Here is a 20,790-nt window from a genome sequence, read left to right on the forward strand (position 1 = left end):
CCTCCTATGCGTAAACATCTGTCAGTAAGTCATCTTCTGTCGGCATCGGACTGTTTTGAGCAAATTCGACTGCTTCTTCAATTTCCTGTTTCGCATCTTTTCGAATTTCTTCAGCTTGTTCTTCTGTTAAGATGCCTGCTTCTACAAGTACATTTTTGAATCGTTTGATTGGATCTTTTGCTTTCCATTCTTTTTCTTCTTCACGTGTACGATATTTTTTCGCATCACTTTTTGAATGACCTTTCCAACGGTAGGTTTTGGCTTCAATCAATGTTGGACCTTCACCGCCACGGGCACGTTCAATCGCTTCGTTTGATTTGTTCATCATGTCAACAATGTCATTACCGTCAGCTACAACTCCAGGAATGCCATATGCCTGTGCACGATCAGCAATATTCTTAACGTTGGTCATCTCGTTCACGTTGCCAGACATACCGTACAGGTTGTTTTCACAAACAAAAATAACTGGCAGATTCCAGACAGAAGCCAAGTTAACCGCTTCATGGAAACTTCCTTCGTTTGTGGCACCATCACCGAAGAAGCATACCGTTACATAGTTTTTCTTTTTCATATGAGCTGTTAACGCTGAACCGACTGCCAGTGGGATGCCGCCAGCAACGATACCATTTGCACCCAAGTTACCGATGTCAATATCGGCAATATGCATAGATCCGCCTTTACCCTTGCAGTAGCCAGTTGTTCTGCCAAATAACTCTGCCATCATTTTGTCCGCAGTTGCACCTTTGGCAATACAGTGACCATGCCCTCGGTGTGTACTAGTAATCTTATCTTCATTGGTAAGTAAAGCACATGCTCCGGCTGCACTTGCTTCCTGGCCGACTGCTAAGTGCGTTGTACCATGAATCATTCCTTTTGCAAAAAATTCATCCACCTTTTCATCAAAAAACCGGATTGTCCACATTTGTTTATATAAATCTACTAAATTGTCCTGACGAACATCAGGGACGAGCGTCACATCTTTTGTCAATTCCATCATGCTCACTCCTTTTACATTTGTTCAAGTATATAACATTTGTAATTTAATTATAAACTTTAACCTAAATTGGGTCAAGTTAATTTAAACTCTATTTATAAAAGGCCTCTGACGTTAACCAGAGACCTAACTTGTTTCTTATTGTTTATCTTGCAATGCACGCAGTTTCCAAATAGTAGATTCTTGTGTCTGTTCTACATCGGAATACCTAATAACTTCACCTTTTTTGACAGCCCTGGTTAATTTAACATTCCGATCAACCAAACCAACTGGCATCGCATTTTCCGCCTTTGCCTCATCAGCTTTCAACAGTTTGCCGTAAACAGAATACCCACCTATTCCATCAAGATAGTCACCTTCTGCAATATCTTTTTTTGCTACTGTGACAGTTTCACCTTGTAAACCGTAATGTGGAGCGATTGTTGGTTCATTGTCAAAATACGCCTTGGCAATAGATAACGGTGTCTCCAGACTTGTCAGGTGATATGGGCGATACAGCACATAATTTGGCCCATCTCCCATTTTCAAATACTTCATTTCCGCATTGACCTCTTCTTTATCAGAAGCAATAATCGCGAACACGCCGGGAGCAACCCCGTTCACAAAATCAACAACCTTTCTGCCATTCAGCTTTCCGCCTTTTTCTTTCTCTATGAAAATACCAGGCAAATTTGCTACCTCACCTTCAAAGCCATGCATTCCAGGCTGATCCGGTGCGAAGCCAGTTGCATTTGCAACAGCATTCATTTCCACCATGGTTTTCGTTCCGTCCTGGAATGAAGCCAGCATCTTCGGACTTGACCCTTTTTCCTTCGCTTCTTCCGCCGTAACATCAGGATTCGATTCAAGATTCAGCGGATTATTTTTCCCTTTACCTAATGCAACTATCTCAAAGCCCATGGCGTCGGCAAAGTCATATAATTCCATAATCGCACCTGGTTCATCACCAGCGGAACCCGTATACACAACACCGCTGGAATCAGCCAATTTCTTCAATAGCGGTCCAACCGTAACGTCCGCTTCCACATTAAGCATGACAATGTGTTTATTATTTAAAATAGTATCCCAGGCAATTTCAGCACCGATGTTTGGAACCCCTGTTGCATCAACAACAACATCGACTTCGGGCAGTGATGTTACCAATTTGCTGTCTTTCGCTGCAACTACTTTATCTTGATTGACTGCCTCACGAGCCATTTCCAAATCATCTGTCACTTTAATATTAGCTTCTTCGATGCCGGCATGCTTATAGGCATTTTCCACATTTTCAATCGCTAAATCAGCCGTGATCACAACGCGCATTCCTTTCATACTTTCAATCTGGGAAATCATACCTCTTCCCATTTGCCCTGCACCGACAAGACCAACCTTGATATAAGAACCTGTCTTCTCAAGGTTCGCTAGCTTTCGATTAATTCCTAACATGATGACTCACTCCTCTTTATCTTTATCTGTTAAACGAAATAATTGTATTTTCATTAATCGTTGGAATTACTTTATCTTCTAGACAAATCGTTCCGGGCAATTCTGAATTGGATTCCCCATTAAAATGAAATGTTGCATGACCTAAATCTTTCATTGTTTCATTAGCTTTATTACCAACAAATAAAATGTCAAAAGCCTCCCCAGCAATAATCATCTGATCACCGGCTTTGATTTCATCGACAAACTCACCGCCATCATGAACGAAGGCAATACTTTTTAAATCCGCCGGGACGGTGTTATTAAATAGGATAATCATTTTTTCTTCAAGCATTAACGGTGCATCAGAACCAACTTCAACAATGTTAATGTTATAGTACGAATTTGCCATCATATTCTCCTCCAGTAACATTTATAAATATTTACGTTTGTTCAACATTGTAACATAGGTAAAACGTTTTGCAATTTGATACCCTCTCTTTAAGAGGGTATCGAATTGATTAACTGTAAAGACCGAAACTTGCAAAGTAAGCAATGACAACCGCTGCAGGTCCAGTGATTAATCTGGAGAAAAGAACAGCCGGTACACCAACCTCGATTGTTTCTGGTTTTGCCTCGCCCAGTGTCAATCCAACCGGAACAAAGTCTGTACCCACTTGCGGGTTAATCGCGAACAATGCCGGAAGTGTCATTTGTGGCGGAATATTTCCCTTTCCAACTTCTACACCGATCAGAACACCAACAACCTGCGCAATAACCGCTCCTGGTGCAAGCAATGGGGAAATAACCGGGATTGAACAAATCAGAGATAGAATCAGCATCCCCACCAGTGTACTTGCGAGTGGTGTTACCGTATTCGCAATCCAGTCACCAATCCCCGTATAACTGATAATTCCCATTAGCACACTGACAAATGCCATAAATGGCAGGATATTTTTAATAACTGTTTCAATCGCATCACGACCAGCTTGGAAAAGCGTACTGACGACTTGCCCAACTTTATCGCCAAGCACTTCAATAATACGAAAAATCAGATTCTTTTTCTTCTTGTTTCCTGCTTCCTTGGCAGCAACTTTTTGTTTAGCCTCTTCCTTTGTTTGTCTAGCAACATCTTTATCAAGTAATGAAGAATAACTCTCCTGTTCCGGATCACCAGTTGCCGCGGACTGTTGAGTATCAGACGAAGCATCATCCGTTTGCTCAATATTATCAGTCGAAACACCGGATACAAAGTTTTCTTCATTAATAAACTTCGCCAGCGGGCCTGATGGTGAATTGCTGAATACGTTTACAGTCAGGACACCCATTTTTGGATAAACACCACTCCTGGCTGTACCTCCGCAATTAATGACAGCACAGACCATTTCTTCTTTTTCAACAGATTTCTCAAACCCGTCAATGGCAATGCCGCCAGTCTTATCTGCTATTTCCTGCGCAACCGAATGAATTCCGCCGCCAGTTACTGAAACGATATATTTTTTTTCATCACTTGGTTCAATAACAAGCGGTCCTCCCCAGCCTGAGGAACCTTTTGTTACTTTAATTGCACGATAATCACTCATGTTAAACCCTCCTTACCATTTGGTCTTATGCTGCAATGTCTTCCGTTTTTTGTCTGTTTTTAATCATCCGGGCTGTGATAAATTCTGTCACAACTCCCCTTAACAACATAACTGCTACACCCACTAACAAATACCGTAATGCCAGTGGTCCAGTTGACAATCCAAGTTGAGTTATACCAGCTGCTACCCCCGTATATATGAATAATTCAGCCGGATTCGCATGTGGAAAAAGACCTGTAATCGGGTGTACGAACGACACCGTTGCATCATAAAACGCCGGTTTTTTGTCTTCATTCAGGAAACGGCCAAATGTATAACACATTGGGTTTGTCAGGAAGAATACGGCCAAAAATGGAAAAATTGTATACCTTAGGAAAAAATACTTCGTACATTTTTGAGCAAACTTAAAAACTTTTTCCTCCCCAATGAACTTAATTAAAGCGTTTACAGCAGTAATCAACGCAATCAGTAAAGGAATAATATCAGTTACCATGCCCATGAAGGTATCGCCGCCCTCCTGGAACATACCAATAAAACCTTCAGCCAGTTTAATCAGGAAATCCATGCTTCATTCTCCTCTCCTTTATTTTTATTCATTTCCTTCTTTATCATTTCTATCGCATTGCCAAGGGCAAAATATTCTTTTTGCGGAAGAAAATCCACATTTCTAACTTCCTCCAGTTTCATTCCAATCAGGCGCTGCATACTTTTGAATCTGGCAAAAACAGTAATTCCCTTCATCAGCTTTGCATCTGTAATACGGGAATCCTCGTCACATACGAGTACAACAATTGCACCCATACCCAGGCGCTTCTTGTAATAGCCTGTCCCTAAAAAACCAGAATTTTTTCTGCTGAGTTTTTTGATTTCAGATTGATAGTGTTTCACCTGAAAATGCGTTAATAAAAACTGCAGCGCCCAAATAGCAGCAAAGATAAATATAAATGTGCCCCACATCGTATCATTGCCCTCCCTTTACAATTGTTTAGGGTTATTATTTTTGTAAATTAATAATAAAACGCTTTCAACAAATTGTCAACAGTATTTTCTTTATTTTTTAATTTTGTTCACATCTTGAACATTTTCCAACAGACCTTCCGCAGTCTGGTCATCTGTAACGAGGATGTTGATCATGTTGTTGCTCAAAGCAGTCTGCAAGCTGTTCACTTTATGCTCTCCTTCAGCAATTGCCATTACTTCAGGAATCTTTTTTATATCATTAAGACTGACACCAATAATACGATCATTAATAGGGTGTTTTACTGTCTGACCTTCAACATCATAGAAAAATGAATTAAGATCACCTGCAGCTCCAGATGTCTTCAATGAATCAATATCCTCTTCCTGAAGGTAACCCATTTCAATCGCGGTTGTCTGACTGGTCATACCACCAATCCCGACAATCGCGAAATCCACTTCTTTGCCTTCTTCCATCACAGAGGCTACATCTTTGGATTTGACCATGCTTTTTTGCAGGTCAACATTATCCGAAAACGCAGGTGCGTATAGATAAGAAGAGCTTGCATTAAGCTTTTGGGCAAGTTTAAACGACAACTGATTGGAGTGATATTCGACAAATTTCTGCCCCATTCCGCCAACTAGCGGAACAAGATGAATGTGCGGATGATCTGAACTCTCAAACTCCTCAACGAACGTATAAATCGATTTTCCCCAAGAGATTCCCAGAGTTTCAATTCGATTTAACTTTTTAATTATAAATGAAGACGCTGCTTGCCCCATATTACGGCGTACCATATCCGCTCCCCTATTTTCCCTGGCAACAACAATTACTTCGCTCAGCCCGTACTGCTTTTCCAAAAGACGCTCCAATTCCACCGTATGAACCGTTTCATCTTTCATATAAATTTCTACAATGTTTTTCTCCTTGGCCTGTTTGAGTAATTTGGATATTATCGGTCTTGATAAACCTACTTTTTTACAAATTTGGCTTTGCGTCCAACCATCAAGATAATAAAGTTTGGAAACTTTCTCCATCAAGCTTCTCCCGTTTGTACTGTATACCAATATTATTTCCCCCTAAATTTTGTAAAAAAACAGCTATTAATCTCTTTAAAAAGCACATTTTTCAAACTATTTGATGTAAGCGATTTATTGACTTACTATTTTATATGGAATATACTCGAATTACAATAGTTTACAAATGATTTATCCGATTACTTTTGTAAATAACCAGCATGAACGGAGGGGATACGATGATGAACAATACGTTTTCAACTTTGAATCGCGTATCAATCATAAATCAAATGGAAAACAATTACTTTGACGTATTGGTAATCGGAGGAGGGATAACTGGAAGCGGAATCGCACTGGATGCTGCTACGCGGGGGCTTAAAGTTGCACTGATTGAAAAGAAAGATTTTGCATCCGGTACAAGCAGCCGCTCTGGAAAATTAATTCATGGCGGGCTGAAATATCTGCAGAAGTTCGACTTGCCGGTTGTAAAAGAAACAGGGCGTGAACGAGCGATTGTTTACAACAACGCACGTCATCTTGTTTATCCGATCAATATGAACTTTCCGATTATCAAAAAGGAATCATATAATCTCGCCACATTGAAAGTCGGACTCTCATTATATGACCGATTGGCCGAAGTAAAAAAAGAAGAGCGCCATAACATTTATACCAAACAAAAAACTTTACAGCATGAACCATTATTTAACCCGAAAACTGTGAAAGGCAGCGGCATTTATGTGGAATATCGTACAGATGACAGCCGGCTCACACTGGAAGCAGCCAAAACAGCCACCGAAAAAGGGGCTTCTGTCCTGAACTATGCGGAAATGACCGACATTCTAAAAGATGAAAATAACCAGGTAAAAGGCATCGTCGCAAAGGATCATATTGACGAAAAAACATTTACCGTCAAGGCGACACATATTGTCAATGCAGCTGGCCCCTGGGTAGATAAGGTCCGCATAAAAGACCGTCCGATTACCGGAAAACATATGGTACATGCAAAGGGAATCCATATCGTATTTGATTATCGAACCCTGCCTGTTGCTTCATCCATCTACTTCCAACACCAAGGACGTATGATTGCGGTCATTCCGAAAGATGACAAAACATATGTCGGATCAACGGAGACCATCTATACGGAGAATATGGAAGATATTCACGTTAATAAATCCGAAGTTGACTACTTGCTTGGTTGCCTGAACGAAATATTTCCAACGCTTGGTTTATCTGTCAATGACGTTACATCCAGCTGGGCAGGTATCCGCCCGCTTATTGGAAAGGAAGGAGATGCACCGTCTGAGCTTTCACGGCACGACGAAATTTTTGAATCAGACAGTGGTCTCATAACGATTGCAGGTGGAAAACTAACCGGCTACCGGAAAATGGCCGAGCGTGTGATGCAGTATATTGAAAAAAAGGATAACAAAAAACCAACCGATTCAAATACGGTTCACGTAAAATTATCGGGTGGTGATTTTACTTCAAAAAACGATCTGACAGCACTAATTGACCAGTTGCATGAACATTACAGTCATTTACGCTTAACTAAAGATGCCATTAGACAATTTGTTTTACAATACGGGACAAACACTGAAAACCTACTAAAGCAAATAACCGATTATGACGGGCGGTTCGATGATGATGAACAGCGCAATATTGCCGCCGAAGCACGGTATACAGTGGAGCATGAAATGGTTGCAGCGCTTACCGATTTCTATGATCGCCGGACGAGCTATCTCCTGTTCGATTTGGAAAAGGTTAAACGGACCTTAAATACCGCAACCGAAGAAATGCAAACCGCATTACAGTGGGACGATAACACGACAAAAAGACAAGTTGCCGAAATGCACTACTTAATCGAAAAAGCGTTGACATTTAAGGAAGATTAATTGATTTTCAAGGAGGATAAGCTTATGCAAGCAACCGTTCTTACGGGAAAACGACAACTCAAAATACAACAGCGTGCCCATCCTGTGATTAACCAGGATGAAATTTTGTTAAAAGTCCATGCAATTGGTGTATGCGGATCTGATCTCCGTATTTATAACCATGGTGATAGCAGGATTAATTTTCCGCGAGTAATCGGACATGAAATTGCTGGTGAAGTAGTAGAAAATGGAAACAATGTATCCCGTTTCGTCCCTGGAGATCGGGTAACTCTCGGTGCTCATATCCCATGCGGCGACTGCATATACTGCCAGCAAAACGAAGGACATCATTGTATTGAAGGAAAATCAATGGGTTACCAGGTTGATGGCGGTTTTGCCGAATACGTTATCCTGCCGAAACAATTCGTTCAAAATGGATCCATTCAAAAAATTGCTAACACAACGTCTTATGAACTCGCCAGTTTGTCAGAGCCATTTTCCTGTGTATTGAGCGGTATCGAGGAAGTTGGCGCAAAGGCGGGAGAAACCGTTGTTATATATGGAGCGGGGGCCATCGGATGTATGTACATTGCCGCCCTAAAGCGAATGGGAGCAACTAAGGTCATTGCTGTCCAGCGCTCAAAGGCAAGGCAGCAAAAAGCAATCGAATGCGGAGCTGATATGGTAATTGACCCTACCGTTTCAAATACTGGAGAAAAAATCAGTGAGGTAACCGGAGGACTGGGCGCTGATACGGTCATTGTGACAGCCCCTTCTGCCGAGGTTCAGCGGGAATCACTTGAAATCGCCAAAACAACCGGAAAAATCCTGTATTTTGCAGGGATTAAACCGGTAACTGAAAATCCCATTAATACGAATCATATTATTTATAAGCAATTAAAAATTGTTGGAACACACGGTGCACCACGCCACCTCCATATGGAAGCCGTGAAATGGATTGATGAAGGACTGCTTGATTTTTCCGCTTTCATAACCCATACATTTTCTCTGGATCAGACCGATGATGCGTTTCAAACTGCCCTTGCTAAAGAAGGTTTGAAATGTGTAGTGAAGCCTGCTGAATGAGTGATATAAATTGTAATGCAAAAGAAAAACATTCTACTGATAATACGAAGGCGATAAACCAATAACGGTTTATCGCCTTTAACATAAAATACATAAGCACAGAATAAGCGAAACAAATTATTCCTGGACCAATGCCTGAGCAGTTTGATCATCAATCAGCAAAACATCCAAATAACCGCCCCGCAATGCTGCTTCAATGCTATCCAGCTTATACGAGCCTTCCACTATTCCAACAACATGCGGGATATTTTTTATTTCTTTTAAATCCAAACCAATAACCTGATTATTTAATGGATGATCGATTTCTTCCCCCGCTGCATCAAAGAATCGCGAGCTAATATCTCCAACTGCTCCTGCCTTATGCAGTGATGCCAGGTCACTCTCCTGCAAATAACCGATTTCCTTCATGGTGGAACTTTTGTACGGATTACCTATGCTTGCCAGCACCATATCGACATTACGGCCTTTTTCCAGAACATGTGCGATATCCTTGGAATTCACAAGCCTTTCCTTCAACTCATCCGTTTCCACCATTGCAGGAGCATATAGATAGGAACAAGATGTATTCATTTTTTGTGCTAAGTGAAAGGCCAGCTGGTTGGAATGAATATGAACATCTTTTGTCCCCATCCCTCCAACGATAGGAACGATATGGATATCGTCCCTTCGTTCATATGGATATTCCTGAATCAATGATAAAAGTGTCGTTCCCCAGGAAATTCCCAGATTTTTTATATCCTGCAGATGGTTGCTTACATATGCGGCCGCCGTTTTACCAAGCTGCCGTTTCGCCATCACTGGTTCATACCCGGCAGTTGAAACAACAATCACTTCATCAAGGTTGTACATCTTCTCTAATTTTTGCTCGAGATCAACCGTATGAACAGTTTCATCTTTAATATAAATCTCAACTAAACCCTCTTTTTTAGCATTGTTCAACAGCTTTGAGATTACGGGGCGCGAGACATTATTCTTCTTGGCGATTTGTGCCTGTGTCCAGCCCTCGAAATAATATAGTTTAGCCACCTTGACCATTAACCTGCGTTCTTCCCAACTTAACATTAATATCGCTCTTTTCTATGGTATTTATTGGTTAGTTACATTTGTTTTGTAAAATTACTTTTGTAAAAATCATAAGGTAAAGAGCGGGTAATGTCAATGACAGTATTTAAGGCCGAAAAATGCTCTGGATGTATTGCTATTACATTGTGCAGCAAAAAAATAATAACTTAATATCATTTTCTCACACTATCTCAATGAATCATAAAAAGAACGTACTCAGAAGCAACCTTCTGAATACGTCCTTTTAATTCTTTTTCTTATTTTAGTCCTTCATTATATTCAATAATTCGGCCCCCACCCAATAAGCACTCCAATCACAAGAAATATAATGGATAGTGCATACCAGGCTCCGATAAGCGGTAACATGAACTTAACCCATTTTGTCCAAGGCACTTTACCTATTGCCAGACAAGCAAGCAGTACACCCGATGCTGGAGTAATACTGTTCATGAACCCGTCAGAAAGTTGGTATGCCGTAACTGCAACCTGTCTCGGTATTTCCATTAAATCGGCTAGTGGCGTTAGTATCGGCATCATAACGACCGCATTTCCACTTCCGGAAGATACCACCAGTGCAAAAAGAGAGTTCCCGATAAACATCGCAATTGCACCTAATACAGACGAGAATGGTTCCATTGCTACTGCGAGCCAATGTACAATAGTGTCTAAAATTTTTCCATTTTCCATAACAATTACAATTGCGCGAGCAAGTCCGATAATTAATGCTCCATATACAAGGTTTTTAGCACCCGCCATAAAATGCTTTACAACATCATTCGGGGATATTCTGGCAATTAGGCCTGTCCCTGCCGCAATGATGATAAAGATAGCCGCCATATGATTTAATGACCATCCAAATTGTAAGGCACCAACAATATAGAAAATAATTGCTGCAGCTACAAATAATAATATCAATTTATGTTGACCGGTAAAGTCCAGGTGAACATCACTTTTTTCAGCTTTTTCGTCAACATCGTCACCAGTTGGAAAGCGATTTCCCGCCATTAAGCTTTTTTCCGGATCATTCTTCACCCTGTTGATATACCAGATGATATAACCAATTGTGACAGCAAACACAATTACCGTCATAATACAACGAAACACAATACCAGAATATAATGGCAAACCGGCAATATCCTGTGCAATAAGCACTGTGAATGGACTCATGAAAGATGTGTTAAATCCTACATAAGCTGTCAGTTTGATCATTGCGACACCGGCGATTGCATCTAGATCTAATGCTTTTGCGAGGACGATCCCAATCGGGATAAACGCAATAACCGCATTGGCAATTGCACCAGTCAAACCACCAATCATGAGCAATAAGCCAACGAAAAGAATGAGCAAGTATTCTTTATTTTTTGTTTTGTTTACCGCCTTCATAATGGAGGCATTAATGGCTCCTGTTGATTCAATAACGGCAAATGTACCACCTATAATTAAAACGAGAAATATGATGCCTGCTGTCTCAACCAAGCCGGTTTGTATCGCTAAGAAGAAGTCTAAAACACCTGTTGGACTTCCTTCAGCGAAATGAAAACTGTTTGGGACGACGACATTAATGTCTCCTTGTTTTTCCCGCTCAAATTCGCCTGAAGGCAAAAAATATGTTGCCAATGCTGCCAGTAACATAATAAACAGCATGATAATGTATGCATCAGGCATTGCAAACTTCTTCTTTTTTGTTGAAGTAGAGTTATCCCTGTTTGCTGACATTACGGTTTCCTCCTTTTTTGAATTGTTGAAAAAAATAAAACGTTGTGATAGATTATAATAAAGTATTTCCTTTAAATCAACAGTAATTTAAATATTTTCCTTCATTTATTTTAGGGGGCATTGGATGCCAATATCATTTCAGGAAAAAATAGATAGACATTATTCACAGCTAACAAGTGGTCTTAAAAAGGTAGCTTCTTACCTTCTGGAAGAACCAACCGCATTTGCAGCTAATTCTGCTAAAAAAATCGGCGAATCCATTGGTGTTAGTGAAACAATGGTAGTCAGGCTTTGTATTGCACTCGGATACAGCGGGTACAGTGAATTACAGCAGGAAGTCAGGGAATATGTTTTTGAACAAAAACGGATCTTTAATAACTACAAATTAAATGATAATAATCCCGGAAATTCCCTGCATCAACTAGTTATGCACTATGATCAAGTCAATATTCAAAAAGCGTCATCTGACGTACATGAAGAGGATTTTCAAAAAACAATACGTGCTCTAGCATATTCAGAGCGTATTATTGTTTCGGGGCTGCGGTATACTTTTTCCATGGCGCACTGGCTTACATACGCACTTCGGTCTATCGGATTAAACGCGGATTTATTCAGGCCGGATTTGGATACACATATGGAACAAGGCACTAAAGCGAACGTACTGGTGGTTTTTTCTTTTCATGCTTATTCTGTAGAGACCTTGTTACTTGCTGAAGAAGCAAAAAAGCGTGGATGGCTGATTATTGGCTTTACCGATTCCCGTATTGCACCAATTTCCGAATACGCTGACATATTATATACCATTCATTTTCCAGACTTAAAAAATTCGGAAACTGCACCGGTAGTGTTTTCTCTATTGCACGCGATTGTGTCCGGAATAAGTCAACTGGAACCAGAAAAAACTATGAAGGGTAAAAAACAAGTTGAGGAAAACCGTATCAAAGGTAATTTTAAATTATAGAGACAGGAGATAAGCGTTATGACAACAAATGCAATTGATACCAAAATCATGAATATTTTTGAACATTTACACCAGAATCCTGAAATCAGCTGGAAAGAAACGGAAACAACAGCTTATATAAAACAAATACTAGAAGATCGAGGTTGCAAGGTTACCACATTCGATGATTGTACAGGGGTAATCGGTGAAATTGGCAGCGGCGAACCGGTTGTAGCAGTCAGAGCCGATTTGGATGCTTTATGGCAGGAAGTTAACGGGGAATTTTGTGCAAATCATTCCTGTGGACATGATTCACACATGTCCATGGCGATTGGCGTGCTTTTAAAATTAACTGGGATGAGTTCACTGCCTAAAGGAACCATTCGTTTCATCTTTCAGCCTGCTGAGGAGAAAGGTACCGGCGCACTGAAAATGCTGGAAAAAGGCGTAATTGATGACGTCAACTATATGTATGGTGTTCATGTAAGACCGGTGCAGGAAGTGCAAGATGGAATGGCAGCTCCAGCAATTTTGCATGGAGCGGGTCAGCATATCAGCGGAGAAATAAAAGGTGATGATACCCACGGAGCGCGTCCGCATTTAGGTGTAAATGCAATCGAAGTTGGAGCAGAATTGTTACAGAAAATAAATCATATTCATATGGATCCGCAAGTACCACACTCTGTCAAATTCACCAAATTCCAGGCCGGCGGCGAGAGTTCCAATGTCATACCCGGACACGCAGCTTTCAGTATTGATTTACGCGCACAGACAAATGATTGTATTGCCGAATTGGCAGAGAAGGTTAAGAAAGCTGTTGAGTCCGTATCGGCATCCTATGACATACCTATTGAGCTAGAAACAATGTCTGCCACAGCATCAGCAATTGCCGATAAGCATGCACAAGCATTAATGACTGAATCCATTGGCGAAGTTTTAGGAGAAGAAAATGTTGCACCACCCGTTGTAACCAGCGGGAGCGAAGATTTTCATTTTTACACTTTTAAGAAAAAGGATTTAAAAGCAACGATGCTGGGGCTAGGCTGTGATTTAAAACCGGGTTTGCATCATCCAAACATGACATTTAACCACGACATGATTATCCCCGGTGCAGAGATAATAACGAAAACAGTATTAAAAACACTAAAGTCATTTGAATAACATAAAGAGAAGAGGTGGTTAATTTTTATGTCAAATAAAACTCCTATCTTAGCGTTATCAGGATCACCACATGAAATTGGCTATGCACATGGCCATCGAGTAAAAAAACAAGTCCATTTTACACTCGAAACATATGAAAGGATGTTCCACGTACACTCCAATCTGTCATGGAAGGATGCATGCAATAGGGCATTACTTCATCACGATGCAATTGAGCAGTACAACGTTGATTACTTGTATGAGATGGAAGGCCTGGCAAAAGGTGCGGGGGTAACCTTTGAAGATATATTGGCAATCAACGCAAGAAGCGAAATCGCTCTAACCAATGTACCCGATGGATGTACTGCATTTGCAATAACAGATCAAAACGAAAGCACGTGGCTGGCACAAAACTGGGATTGGACATCTACACAAGCAGATGCTTTAGTACAATTGCAAATTGAAAAAACTAATCTGCCTGCCGTTAATATGGTTACAGAGGCAGGAATCATTGGAAAAATCGGCAGTAATAGTGCTGGGATAGGGGTCGGTTTGAATGCATTAGTTACCAATACGGTAAAACCAAAAGTGCCCATTCACTTAGGATTACGCGCTGTGCTGGAATCATCTTCAATGGATGAAGCATTATCAAAAGTTGACCAAAATCAAATGGCTTCACCAGCGCATTTCCTGATTGCAGCGAAATCCGGCAAAATGATTGGACTGGAAGTATCACCGGTTCACACCGCCGGAATAAAATCAGAGGAAAATTTTGTCACACATACCAATCATATTTTATCGGAGAAATTAAAGCACGCAGTTGTAGAAGATCCTAAACCTGACTCTTTCACGCGATATGATGTTGTAAATAATTTGCTAAGGGGAATGGATAAGACAAAAATAAATGATTCCATGTTATTTGAAGTTCTTGCTGATCATACAAATTATCCTCACTCCATATGCCGGCACACGTCGCCTGAAGATGAACAAACAGGAACAAGGATAAGTGAAACTATTTTTAGTATTGTTATGAACTTGACTGATGATAGATTGGTATGGATGAAAGGGCATCCGTGTGAGCAACTATAAATAATTATAAACCTAAACTGTGGAAAGAGACCTTTTTGACAGTTTAGGTTTGAATGATTCATCCCGTTAAAGGATCAGTACACATAAGGTTGCTAAAGGTTGATATCAAATTTGTTCCAACTCCCTCACAACCCGTGACACCGGCAAACCAACAACATTATAATAATCACCTGTTATCCCTTTCACTAATACCGCTCCCTCACTCTGGATACCATACGCACCAGCCTTATCAAATGGATCGCCGGTTGCGATATACTGTTTGATTTCCTCATCAGACAATGGCCAAAATTCGACTGATGTTTTTTCTACAAATACCCGTTCCGTTTTTTGTGTACGAAACATTACACCGGTGTATACTTCATGCATTTCCCCGCTCATCGTTGAAAGCATTTTAAAGGCTTCTTCCTCATCAGCAGGCTTTTCGAAAATCCTATTCTGAAAAGAAACAACTGTATCAGCTGACAGTATAATTTCCTTCTCAGAAACTATCTGTACATTCCGGCCCTTCAGCAATGCAAGCTGCTTGACCTTTTCGTAAGGATCACCTGTTTGTATAACCGATTCATCTGCATTTTGCTTTCGAATTGTAAATGGGATATTGATCTGTTGTAGCAATTCCTGTCTTCTCGGGGACGAAGATGCCAATATTAGGTTGGATGACATAAAAACCTCCACTATTTTTGACTTAACAGTTTCTATAACCGGAAATATTTCACATTACAGCCTTACCTTCTGAACTTATAATTATAATACCAAACAACACGAATTGTGATTACTGATTACTATTTCAACAATTACTTTCAATAACAAAAAAGACAAACTTCTACCCTAGCTCGAGAAGAAATTTGCCTCTTGATTTAACAATTCTGCATTTACAAACTCTATTAAACTTATTAACTCACAACAACAAAAATGCTATCGGGGTTGTGATAATAATTGTCAAAACCGTCCGTTCAAACCAGATTACCAACAGTTTCGGAATGCTGATCGGAATTTCAGTTGATAAAATACAAGGAACTAATGCGGAAAAGAAGATAATCGCGGAAACAGACAGCACAGCAATCACGAATTTAGTAACCAATGATGCTTCAACTACCAATAAGGCAGGTAAAAACATTTCCGCTATTTCAATTGAAGCCGCCTTTGCTGCAAGCAGCGGTTCAGGTAGTTGAACCAACCAGGTAAATGGGTAGAAAATATATCCCAGAATATCAAAAACCGGCGTATATGTTGCCAGAATTAAGCCAAGTAAACCTACAGACAATATGGAAGGAAGAATTGCTGCTGCCATAATGAAGCCATCTTTTAAATTCACCCAAATATTTTTCAATAATGGTAACGAATGTTCAGATGTTTCCATTCCTTGACTCCATGCTTCCCTTAAACGATTTTTTTCAATCTTTTTCTCAGGGTGTCCTTCCTGACCATTATAATAGGAGTCGCTTAATTTACTTAATGGCCAAATTCGCACAGTGATAGCGGTTACAAGAAAAGTTACCACTAACGTCACCCAAAAATATATGTTCCAAATATCCATAATTCCAAGTGTTTTTGCGACAACGATCATGAATGTAGCGGATACAGTTGAAAACCCTGTTGCAATAATGGTTGCTTCTTTTATTGTATATTTTCCTTCTTTAAACACCTTATTAGTTATTAACAGTCCGATCGAGTAACTGCCTACGAACGAAGCAACCGCATCAATTGCAGAGCGTCCCGGAGTTTTCCAGATAGGTTTCATGATTGGCTGCACTAGCACACCAATAAACTCCAACAAACCATAACCGACTAAAAGTGCTAAGAACACTGCCCCAATTGGCACCAGAATACCGACTGACGTTACTAAACTATTAAATAAAAATGGACCTAAGTCCGGATCAAACAACCATTTTGGGCCAAAATCAAAGACGAGCATAAACGCGACGATCATCCCAATGATTTTAAGGAAAGACAACCCGATATAAACAGCATCCTTATTCCAAGTTTTGTTTACAAAGGGATGCACAGCACCAAATATAATGACAAGCAAAATGTAGTAAGGCACAACTGCCGTAAAATTTTCCTCTACAAACGTGACCATATGATCCAGCGGAATCGTGGAATTCCCATTAATGGTAACCGGGATAAAAAAAGTAAATGCCCCTATAAAGCTGTAAATTACGAATTTCAAAACATTTTTTCCGTTTGTGGGATTCGCTTCTTTTGCTTCAACGTCATGTAAAGGATTCTCCATTTTAAACCCTCCTGATAATGGAAATTATTCTTTAATTAACTGCCTTCCAACAACGATTGGCTTCCTCTTTTATCCATTTGCGATTGATTGACCTTACAAAGAGATTTCATATTTCTAGAAATAACCAACAGGAACTTTATTACTGCTATTGAATCGATTTCTCTTCAAAACAAAAAACATATATTTCTTCAGCCATTAAAGTAAAAGAAAAGCTATTGGTGTTACAATTATTAAACTTATTATAGTTCTTTCAAACCAAATAATTATAAGCTTTGGAATACTTATTGGGATCTCCGTAGACAGAATACTAGGTACACTTGCGGAAAAAAAGATTATTGAGGAAACACAAACTACAGAAATAATAAATTTTGTTATTAACGGTGCTCCAACTACTAACAGTGCAGGTAGAAACATCTCGGTAATACCGATTGCAGCAGCTTTTGCAGCAAGAAATGGCTCTGGAATTTGTAGTAGAGCTGTAATCGGATAAAATATATAACCTAAATAACCGAATAATGGTGTATATTCGGCCAAAGCCAAACATATCAAGCCAATTGATAATATTGTTGGTAGAATACTCATTGTCATAACCATACCGTCCCGTAAATTATCCCAGATATTTCTAGCTAAACTTGGAGCATTGTTAGCTGCTACCATTGCATTTTTCCAAGCGTTTTTTAGGTACTCACCCTGAATCTTTTCATCAGGTTCGCCTTGTCCTTTATTATAATATTTATCACTCATTTTACTGATAGGCCAAATTCGTACTGTAACAGCCGTCACTGCGAATGTAACAAACAATGTTGTCCAAAAATATAGATTCCAAATATGCATCAATTCTAATGTTTTAGCAACTACAATCATAAACGCAACCGTTACCGTTGAAAAACCCGTGGCTATAATAACAGATTGCTTAACAGTAAATTTGCCTTCCTTATACTCACGATTAGTTATTAATAAGCCAACAGCAAAACTAGCTACGAATGAGGCAAGGGCATTAATTGCTGAACGTCCAGGTGTTTTCCATATAGGTTGCATAATACGCTCACCAAGGACACCAACAAATTCAAGTAATCCGTAACCCACTAATAAGGCTAATAATACCCCTCCTAATGGAACTGTAATTCCCACTGGTACAACTAAATTATCAAACAAATAAGGACCCATGTTTGGAGTTAGCAGCCATGAAGGACCAACATTAAAATAAAGAGCCAAACCAATAATAAGCCCTAATACTTTAAGAATAGAAAAAACAACATTGAATTTGCTAGTATTCCAGGTTTTTGTAGCAAATGGATATATGGCACCACCTAAAATTACCAACAGAGCAAATAATGGTGTAATACTAGGAAACGTACTGTTGAGCCATGTAACTATATGGTCTAAAGGAATAGAAGATGTGCCGTTGATCTTTACTGGTATAAAAAACATAAAGATACCAATTAAACTATAAACCAAAAACTTTAAAACATTCGATACACGATAAATATTATTGTTAATTTCGGAGCTCGGTGTTTCATATGAAATTTGTTTTTCACTCATGGAAAATCCTCCTTTTTAACATTTTTAAACATTTTGTAAACTGTATATACTTTTACCTATAGCTATACTCGACAAAAGTAATTAAAAGCAAAAACTGATAGGTATGTTCGGCTTTATTTAAAGCCGAACACAATCTCACCAGCCACATGCTAATATTAAACCAGTTGTTATTTAAACATTTCGTCCTTCCAAACCAGCCAACTCTTCTTTTGAAGCAGCTGGTGCAACCATCTCAAATATCTCGTTAATAACTGTATAGTCATAATACCCAAGTCGGGCAATCGGTTTTATTTTTAACACATCAAGTTTTCCACTAGGTAGAATAATATCATCTGAGATATGCACATGTGCTACTCGGCCGATAACCAAATCGACTGTAGATACCTCATTACCAGTGGGAATTCTGACTGTTTGAACATACTCACATTCGAAATGAACTGGCGATTCCGCAACACGTGGTCCGGGAGCCTCTATGGAACTATCCTTGTTTACACCAGCGGATTCAAATTCATCCACATCTGAAGTATGAGCCTTTGAAGAAATGTTCACCGCCTCACGTAGATCCCAAGTAGCCATGTTCCAAACAAACCAACCAGTTTCCTCGGCGTTTCGAACTGTATCCTTTCTTCCGCCTAAAACCGATTGATTTGCCGCAAACATTACCATAGGTGGATCCCATGTAAGATTCTGCCATTGGCTATACGGTGCTAGGTTATCTACCCCATCTTTTGACTGGGTTGAAAGCCAACCAATAGGACGCGGTATTGTACTACTTTTAAAAGGATCATACGGTAATCCATGACTTCTTGTACCTTGTTTTGTTGAATAATGCATGTATATTCCTCCTAATGTGTTTAGTTTATATCTGGCGACTTAAATGTTTTTAAATTAATGCAGTTACCCTGTTACTAGCTCACCCTTCTTTATCACCGCACAAACATGATTCATCCCATACTTATACGACAACATCAAATGGTTCGGCACATCGAAAATCGCAATGTCAGCCTGTTTTCCCGGCTCCAGGCTTCCAATCCGATCTGCACGACCAATTGCATGGGCTGCATTAATCGTTACTGCGGTTAAAACCTCTTCCGGCGTCATTCCCATTTTGAGGCAGCCCAGGTTCATGATGAACTGCAGGGATAATGTCGGGGATGATCCTGGGTTAGCATCGGTGGACAGAGCAACCGGAACTCCTGCATCGATCATTCTCCTTGCCCGGGCAAACTCTGCCATCAGGAAAAATGCTGTTCCCGGCAACAGGACACCCATAACATTCTTCTCAGCCATCTGACGAATACCTTCATCGGAGGCTTTCAGCAGATGATCTGCCGAAATCGCCCCAACCTCAGCTGCCAGTTCCGCACCGGCATAGGGCTCAATTTCATCCGCATGTATTTTGGGAATCAGGCCGTGTTTCTTCCCTGCTTCCAGAATCCGCCGTGATTGCTCTGGTGTAAACACCCCGCGTTCACAAAAAACATCATTGAATGTTGCCAAATCCTTTTCAGCGACTTCCGGAATCATTTCATGGATCACCCGGTCCACAAACGGCTCCGGATTATCCTTTTCATCCATCGGTACAGCATGAGCACCCATAAACGTGGACACAACGTCCATCTGATGGTCCTCATTCAGTTTTTTGGTAACTTCAAGCTGTTTCAGTTCATGTTCAAGCGTTAATCCATAGCCGCTCTTTGCCTCAACGGTTGTCACACCATACGTGAAAAAGGTGTCCAGACGTTGTTTCGATTCGGCATAAAGCTGGTCAAAATCAGCCTCCTGCGTTGCCCGGGTTGTGGCATGAATTCCGCCCCCGGCATTCATAATTTCCATATATGTTTTGCCTTGGAGCCGCATGGCATATTCGTTTTCCCTTGTACCCGCATGAACAAGATGGGTATGCGGATCAATCAGCCCCGGTGTCACTGTCTTGCCGCGGGCATCCATTTTCTCTGCCTCAGCAATACTATCTGCATATTCTTTTTTTAGTTCAGAATCTTGGCCAACAGCCAAAATCTTGCCATCCTGGATAAGTACACTGCCATTTTCAATAATGTTTATATCATTCATTGCCTCTTTTTTAGCTGGTTTTTCTGAATGACCCTTCATCGTGATAACCTGTGACGCATTTTCAATATATAAAACTTTTGCCATGA

Annotated in this window: 19 protein-coding genes; 5 read left to right on the forward strand and 14 right to left on the reverse strand. The window is 40.1% G+C overall.

Features of this window, described 5'->3' with window-relative positions; translation table 11 throughout:
• Positions 1–4: 4 nt before the first annotated feature.
• The 7 genes from HUX68_RS09270 to HUX68_RS09300 form a co-directional block, all read right to left on the reverse strand.
• Entirely contained in the window at positions 5–988 is a 984-nt protein-coding gene (locus HUX68_RS09270; protein ID WP_425509538.1) for a thiamine pyrophosphate-dependent dehydrogenase E1 component subunit alpha, read from the reverse strand.
• Between the two features lie 144 nt (positions 989–1,132).
• Complete coding sequence (locus HUX68_RS09275; RefSeq protein ID WP_174614563.1) at positions 1,133–2,419, reverse strand: NAD(P)H-dependent oxidoreductase; 1,287 nt, start codon at positions 2,417–2,419, stop codon at positions 1,133–1,135.
• A 22-nt stretch (positions 2,420–2,441) separates the two neighbouring features.
• A complete protein-coding gene (locus tag HUX68_RS09280) occupies positions 2,442–2,807 on the reverse strand; it encodes a PTS glucitol/sorbitol transporter subunit IIA (protein WP_174614564.1) in 366 nt (121 codons plus the stop codon).
• 109 nt (positions 2,808–2,916) lie between these two features.
• Positions 2,917–3,978 (reverse strand): PTS glucitol/sorbitol transporter subunit IIB, encoded by a 1,062-nt coding sequence (srlE, locus tag HUX68_RS09285; protein ID WP_174614565.1) that lies wholly within the window; start codon positions 3,976–3,978, stop codon positions 2,917–2,919.
• Between the two features lie 25 nt (positions 3,979–4,003).
• Positions 4,004–4,543: a PTS glucitol/sorbitol transporter subunit IIC gene (gene srlA / locus HUX68_RS09290; protein WP_174614566.1), complete on the reverse strand. Its 540-nt coding sequence runs from the start codon at positions 4,541–4,543 to the stop codon at positions 4,004–4,006.
• Positions 4,531–4,935, reverse strand: a complete 405-nt coding sequence (locus HUX68_RS09295; protein ID WP_174614567.1) for a transcriptional regulator GutM — start codon at positions 4,933–4,935, stop codon at positions 4,531–4,533. The genes srlA and HUX68_RS09295 overlap by 13 nt, the downstream gene beginning before the upstream one ends.
• 93 nt (positions 4,936–5,028) lie before the next feature.
• The gene (locus tag HUX68_RS09300) at positions 5,029–6,003 is read right to left on the reverse strand and encodes a sugar-binding transcriptional regulator (RefSeq protein ID WP_174614568.1); all 975 of its coding nucleotides are present in this window, start codon (positions 6,001–6,003) and stop codon (positions 5,029–5,031) included.
• Positions 6,004–6,191: 188 nt separating this feature from the next.
• On the opposite strand from HUX68_RS09300, the gene HUX68_RS09305 reads away from it, so the two are divergent.
• On the forward strand, positions 6,192–7,844 hold the full coding sequence (locus HUX68_RS09305; RefSeq protein ID WP_174614569.1) for a glycerol-3-phosphate dehydrogenase/oxidase: 1,653 nt from the start codon (positions 6,192–6,194) through the stop codon (positions 7,842–7,844).
• Positions 7,845–7,868: 24 nt separating this feature from the next.
• Complete coding sequence (locus tag HUX68_RS09310) at positions 7,869–8,909, forward strand: zinc-dependent alcohol dehydrogenase (protein ID WP_174614570.1); 1,041 nt, start codon at positions 7,869–7,871, stop codon at positions 8,907–8,909.
• A gap of 117 nt (positions 8,910–9,026) precedes the next feature.
• Here the strand turns inward: HUX68_RS09310 and HUX68_RS09315 are convergent, their stop codons facing one another.
• The gene (locus HUX68_RS09315; protein WP_174614571.1) at positions 9,027–9,971 is read right to left on the reverse strand and encodes a sugar-binding transcriptional regulator; all 945 of its coding nucleotides are present in this window, start codon (positions 9,969–9,971) and stop codon (positions 9,027–9,029) included.
• A gap of 279 nt (positions 9,972–10,250) precedes the next feature.
• Entirely contained in the window at positions 10,251–11,687 is a 1,437-nt protein-coding gene (locus tag HUX68_RS09320; protein WP_174614572.1) for a YfcC family protein, read from the reverse strand.
• A gap of 124 nt (positions 11,688–11,811) precedes the next feature.
• Here HUX68_RS09320 and HUX68_RS09325 point away from each other — a divergent pair, with 124 nt between their 5' ends.
• The 3 genes from HUX68_RS09325 to HUX68_RS09335 are packed head-to-tail and all read left to right on the forward strand — an operon-like array spanning position 11,812 to position 14,856.
• A complete protein-coding gene (locus HUX68_RS09325; protein WP_174614573.1) occupies positions 11,812–12,648 on the forward strand; it encodes a MurR/RpiR family transcriptional regulator in 837 nt (278 codons plus the stop codon).
• Between the two features lie 18 nt (positions 12,649–12,666).
• Positions 12,667–13,788, forward strand: coding sequence for a M20 peptidase aminoacylase family protein (locus tag HUX68_RS09330; RefSeq protein ID WP_174614574.1), 1,122 nt, complete (start codon positions 12,667–12,669; stop codon positions 13,786–13,788).
• Positions 13,789–13,815: 27 nt separating this feature from the next.
• The gene (locus HUX68_RS09335) at positions 13,816–14,856 is read left to right on the forward strand and encodes a C45 family autoproteolytic acyltransferase/hydrolase (protein ID WP_246206643.1); all 1,041 of its coding nucleotides are present in this window, start codon (positions 13,816–13,818) and stop codon (positions 14,854–14,856) included.
• A gap of 105 nt (positions 14,857–14,961) precedes the next feature.
• Here HUX68_RS09335 and HUX68_RS09340 read toward each other — a convergent pair whose 3' ends face one another.
• From HUX68_RS09340 to hutI, 5 genes are all read right to left on the reverse strand, one after another.
• Positions 14,962–15,519, reverse strand: coding sequence for a Maf family protein (locus HUX68_RS09340; protein ID WP_174614575.1), 558 nt, complete (start codon positions 15,517–15,519; stop codon positions 14,962–14,964).
• Between the two features lie 235 nt (positions 15,520–15,754).
• Positions 15,755–17,089 (reverse strand): YjiH family protein, encoded by a 1,335-nt coding sequence (locus HUX68_RS09345; RefSeq protein ID WP_174614576.1) that lies wholly within the window; start codon positions 17,087–17,089, stop codon positions 15,755–15,757.
• 195 nt (positions 17,090–17,284) lie between these two features.
• Complete coding sequence (locus HUX68_RS09350) at positions 17,285–18,631, reverse strand: YjiH family protein (RefSeq protein ID WP_174614577.1); 1,347 nt, start codon at positions 18,629–18,631, stop codon at positions 17,285–17,287.
• Between the two features lie 171 nt (positions 18,632–18,802).
• Positions 18,803–19,465, reverse strand: a complete 663-nt coding sequence (locus tag HUX68_RS09355; RefSeq protein ID WP_174614578.1) for a flavin reductase family protein — start codon at positions 19,463–19,465, stop codon at positions 18,803–18,805.
• A gap of 63 nt (positions 19,466–19,528) precedes the next feature.
• Positions 19,529–20,788, reverse strand: a complete 1,260-nt coding sequence (gene hutI / locus HUX68_RS09360) for an imidazolonepropionase (RefSeq protein WP_174614579.1) — start codon at positions 20,786–20,788, stop codon at positions 19,529–19,531.
• Between the last annotated feature and the right edge of the window lie 2 nt (positions 20,789–20,790).

This window comes from Virgibacillus ihumii, from assembly GCF_902726655.1.
Classification (GTDB): Bacteria; Bacillota; Bacilli; order Bacillales; family Amphibacillaceae; genus Lentibacillus; species Lentibacillus ihumii.

What these genes read in the sequence shown, in the direction of transcription:
- HUX68_RS09275 (WP_174614563.1), bottom strand. Translation starts at nt 2,419, where the DNA reads ATGTTAGGAATTAATCGAAAGCTAGCGAACCTTGAGAAGACAGGTTCT.
- HUX68_RS09280 (WP_174614564.1), bottom strand. Translation starts at nt 2,807, where the DNA reads ATGGCAAATTCGTACTATAACATTAACATTGTTGAAGTTGGTTCTGAT.
- srlE (WP_174614565.1), bottom strand. Translation starts at nt 3,978, where the DNA reads ATGAGTGATTATCGTGCAATTAAAGTAACAAAAGGTTCCTCAGGCTGG.
- srlA (WP_174614566.1), bottom strand. Translation starts at nt 4,543, where the DNA reads ATGGATTTCCTGATTAAACTGGCTGAAGGTTTTATTGGTATGTTCCAG.
- HUX68_RS09295 (WP_174614567.1), bottom strand. Translation starts at nt 4,935, where the DNA reads ATGTGGGGCACATTTATATTTATCTTTGCTGCTATTTGGGCGCTGCAG.
- HUX68_RS09305 (WP_174614569.1), top strand. Translation starts at nt 6,192, where the DNA reads ATGATGAACAATACGTTTTCAACTTTGAATCGCGTATCAATCATAAAT.
- HUX68_RS09310 (WP_174614570.1), top strand. Translation starts at nt 7,869, where the DNA reads ATGCAAGCAACCGTTCTTACGGGAAAACGACAACTCAAAATACAACAG.
- HUX68_RS09315 (WP_174614571.1), bottom strand. Translation starts at nt 9,971, where the DNA reads ATGTTAAGTTGGGAAGAACGCAGGTTAATGGTCAAGGTGGCTAAACTA.
- HUX68_RS09320 (WP_174614572.1), bottom strand. Translation starts at nt 11,687, where the DNA reads ATGTCAGCAAACAGGGATAACTCTACTTCAACAAAAAAGAAGAAGTTT.
- HUX68_RS09325 (WP_174614573.1), top strand. Translation starts at nt 11,812, where the DNA reads ATGCCAATATCATTTCAGGAAAAAATAGATAGACATTATTCACAGCTA.
- HUX68_RS09330 (WP_174614574.1), top strand. Translation starts at nt 12,667, where the DNA reads ATGACAACAAATGCAATTGATACCAAAATCATGAATATTTTTGAACAT.
- HUX68_RS09335 (WP_246206643.1), top strand. Translation starts at nt 13,816, where the DNA reads ATGTCAAATAAAACTCCTATCTTAGCGTTATCAGGATCACCACATGAA.
- HUX68_RS09340 (WP_174614575.1), bottom strand. Translation starts at nt 15,519, where the DNA reads ATGTCATCCAACCTAATATTGGCATCTTCGTCCCCGAGAAGACAGGAA.
- HUX68_RS09345 (WP_174614576.1), bottom strand. Translation starts at nt 17,089, where the DNA reads ATGGAGAATCCTTTACATGACGTTGAAGCAAAAGAAGCGAATCCCACA.
- HUX68_RS09350 (WP_174614577.1), bottom strand. Translation starts at nt 18,631, where the DNA reads ATGAGTGAAAAACAAATTTCATATGAAACACCGAGCTCCGAAATTAAC.
- HUX68_RS09355 (WP_174614578.1), bottom strand. Translation starts at nt 19,465, where the DNA reads ATGCATTATTCAACAAAACAAGGTACAAGAAGTCATGGATTACCGTAT.
- hutI (WP_174614579.1), bottom strand. Translation starts at nt 20,788, where the DNA reads ATGGCAAAAGTTTTATATATTGAAAATGCGTCACAGGTTATCACGATG.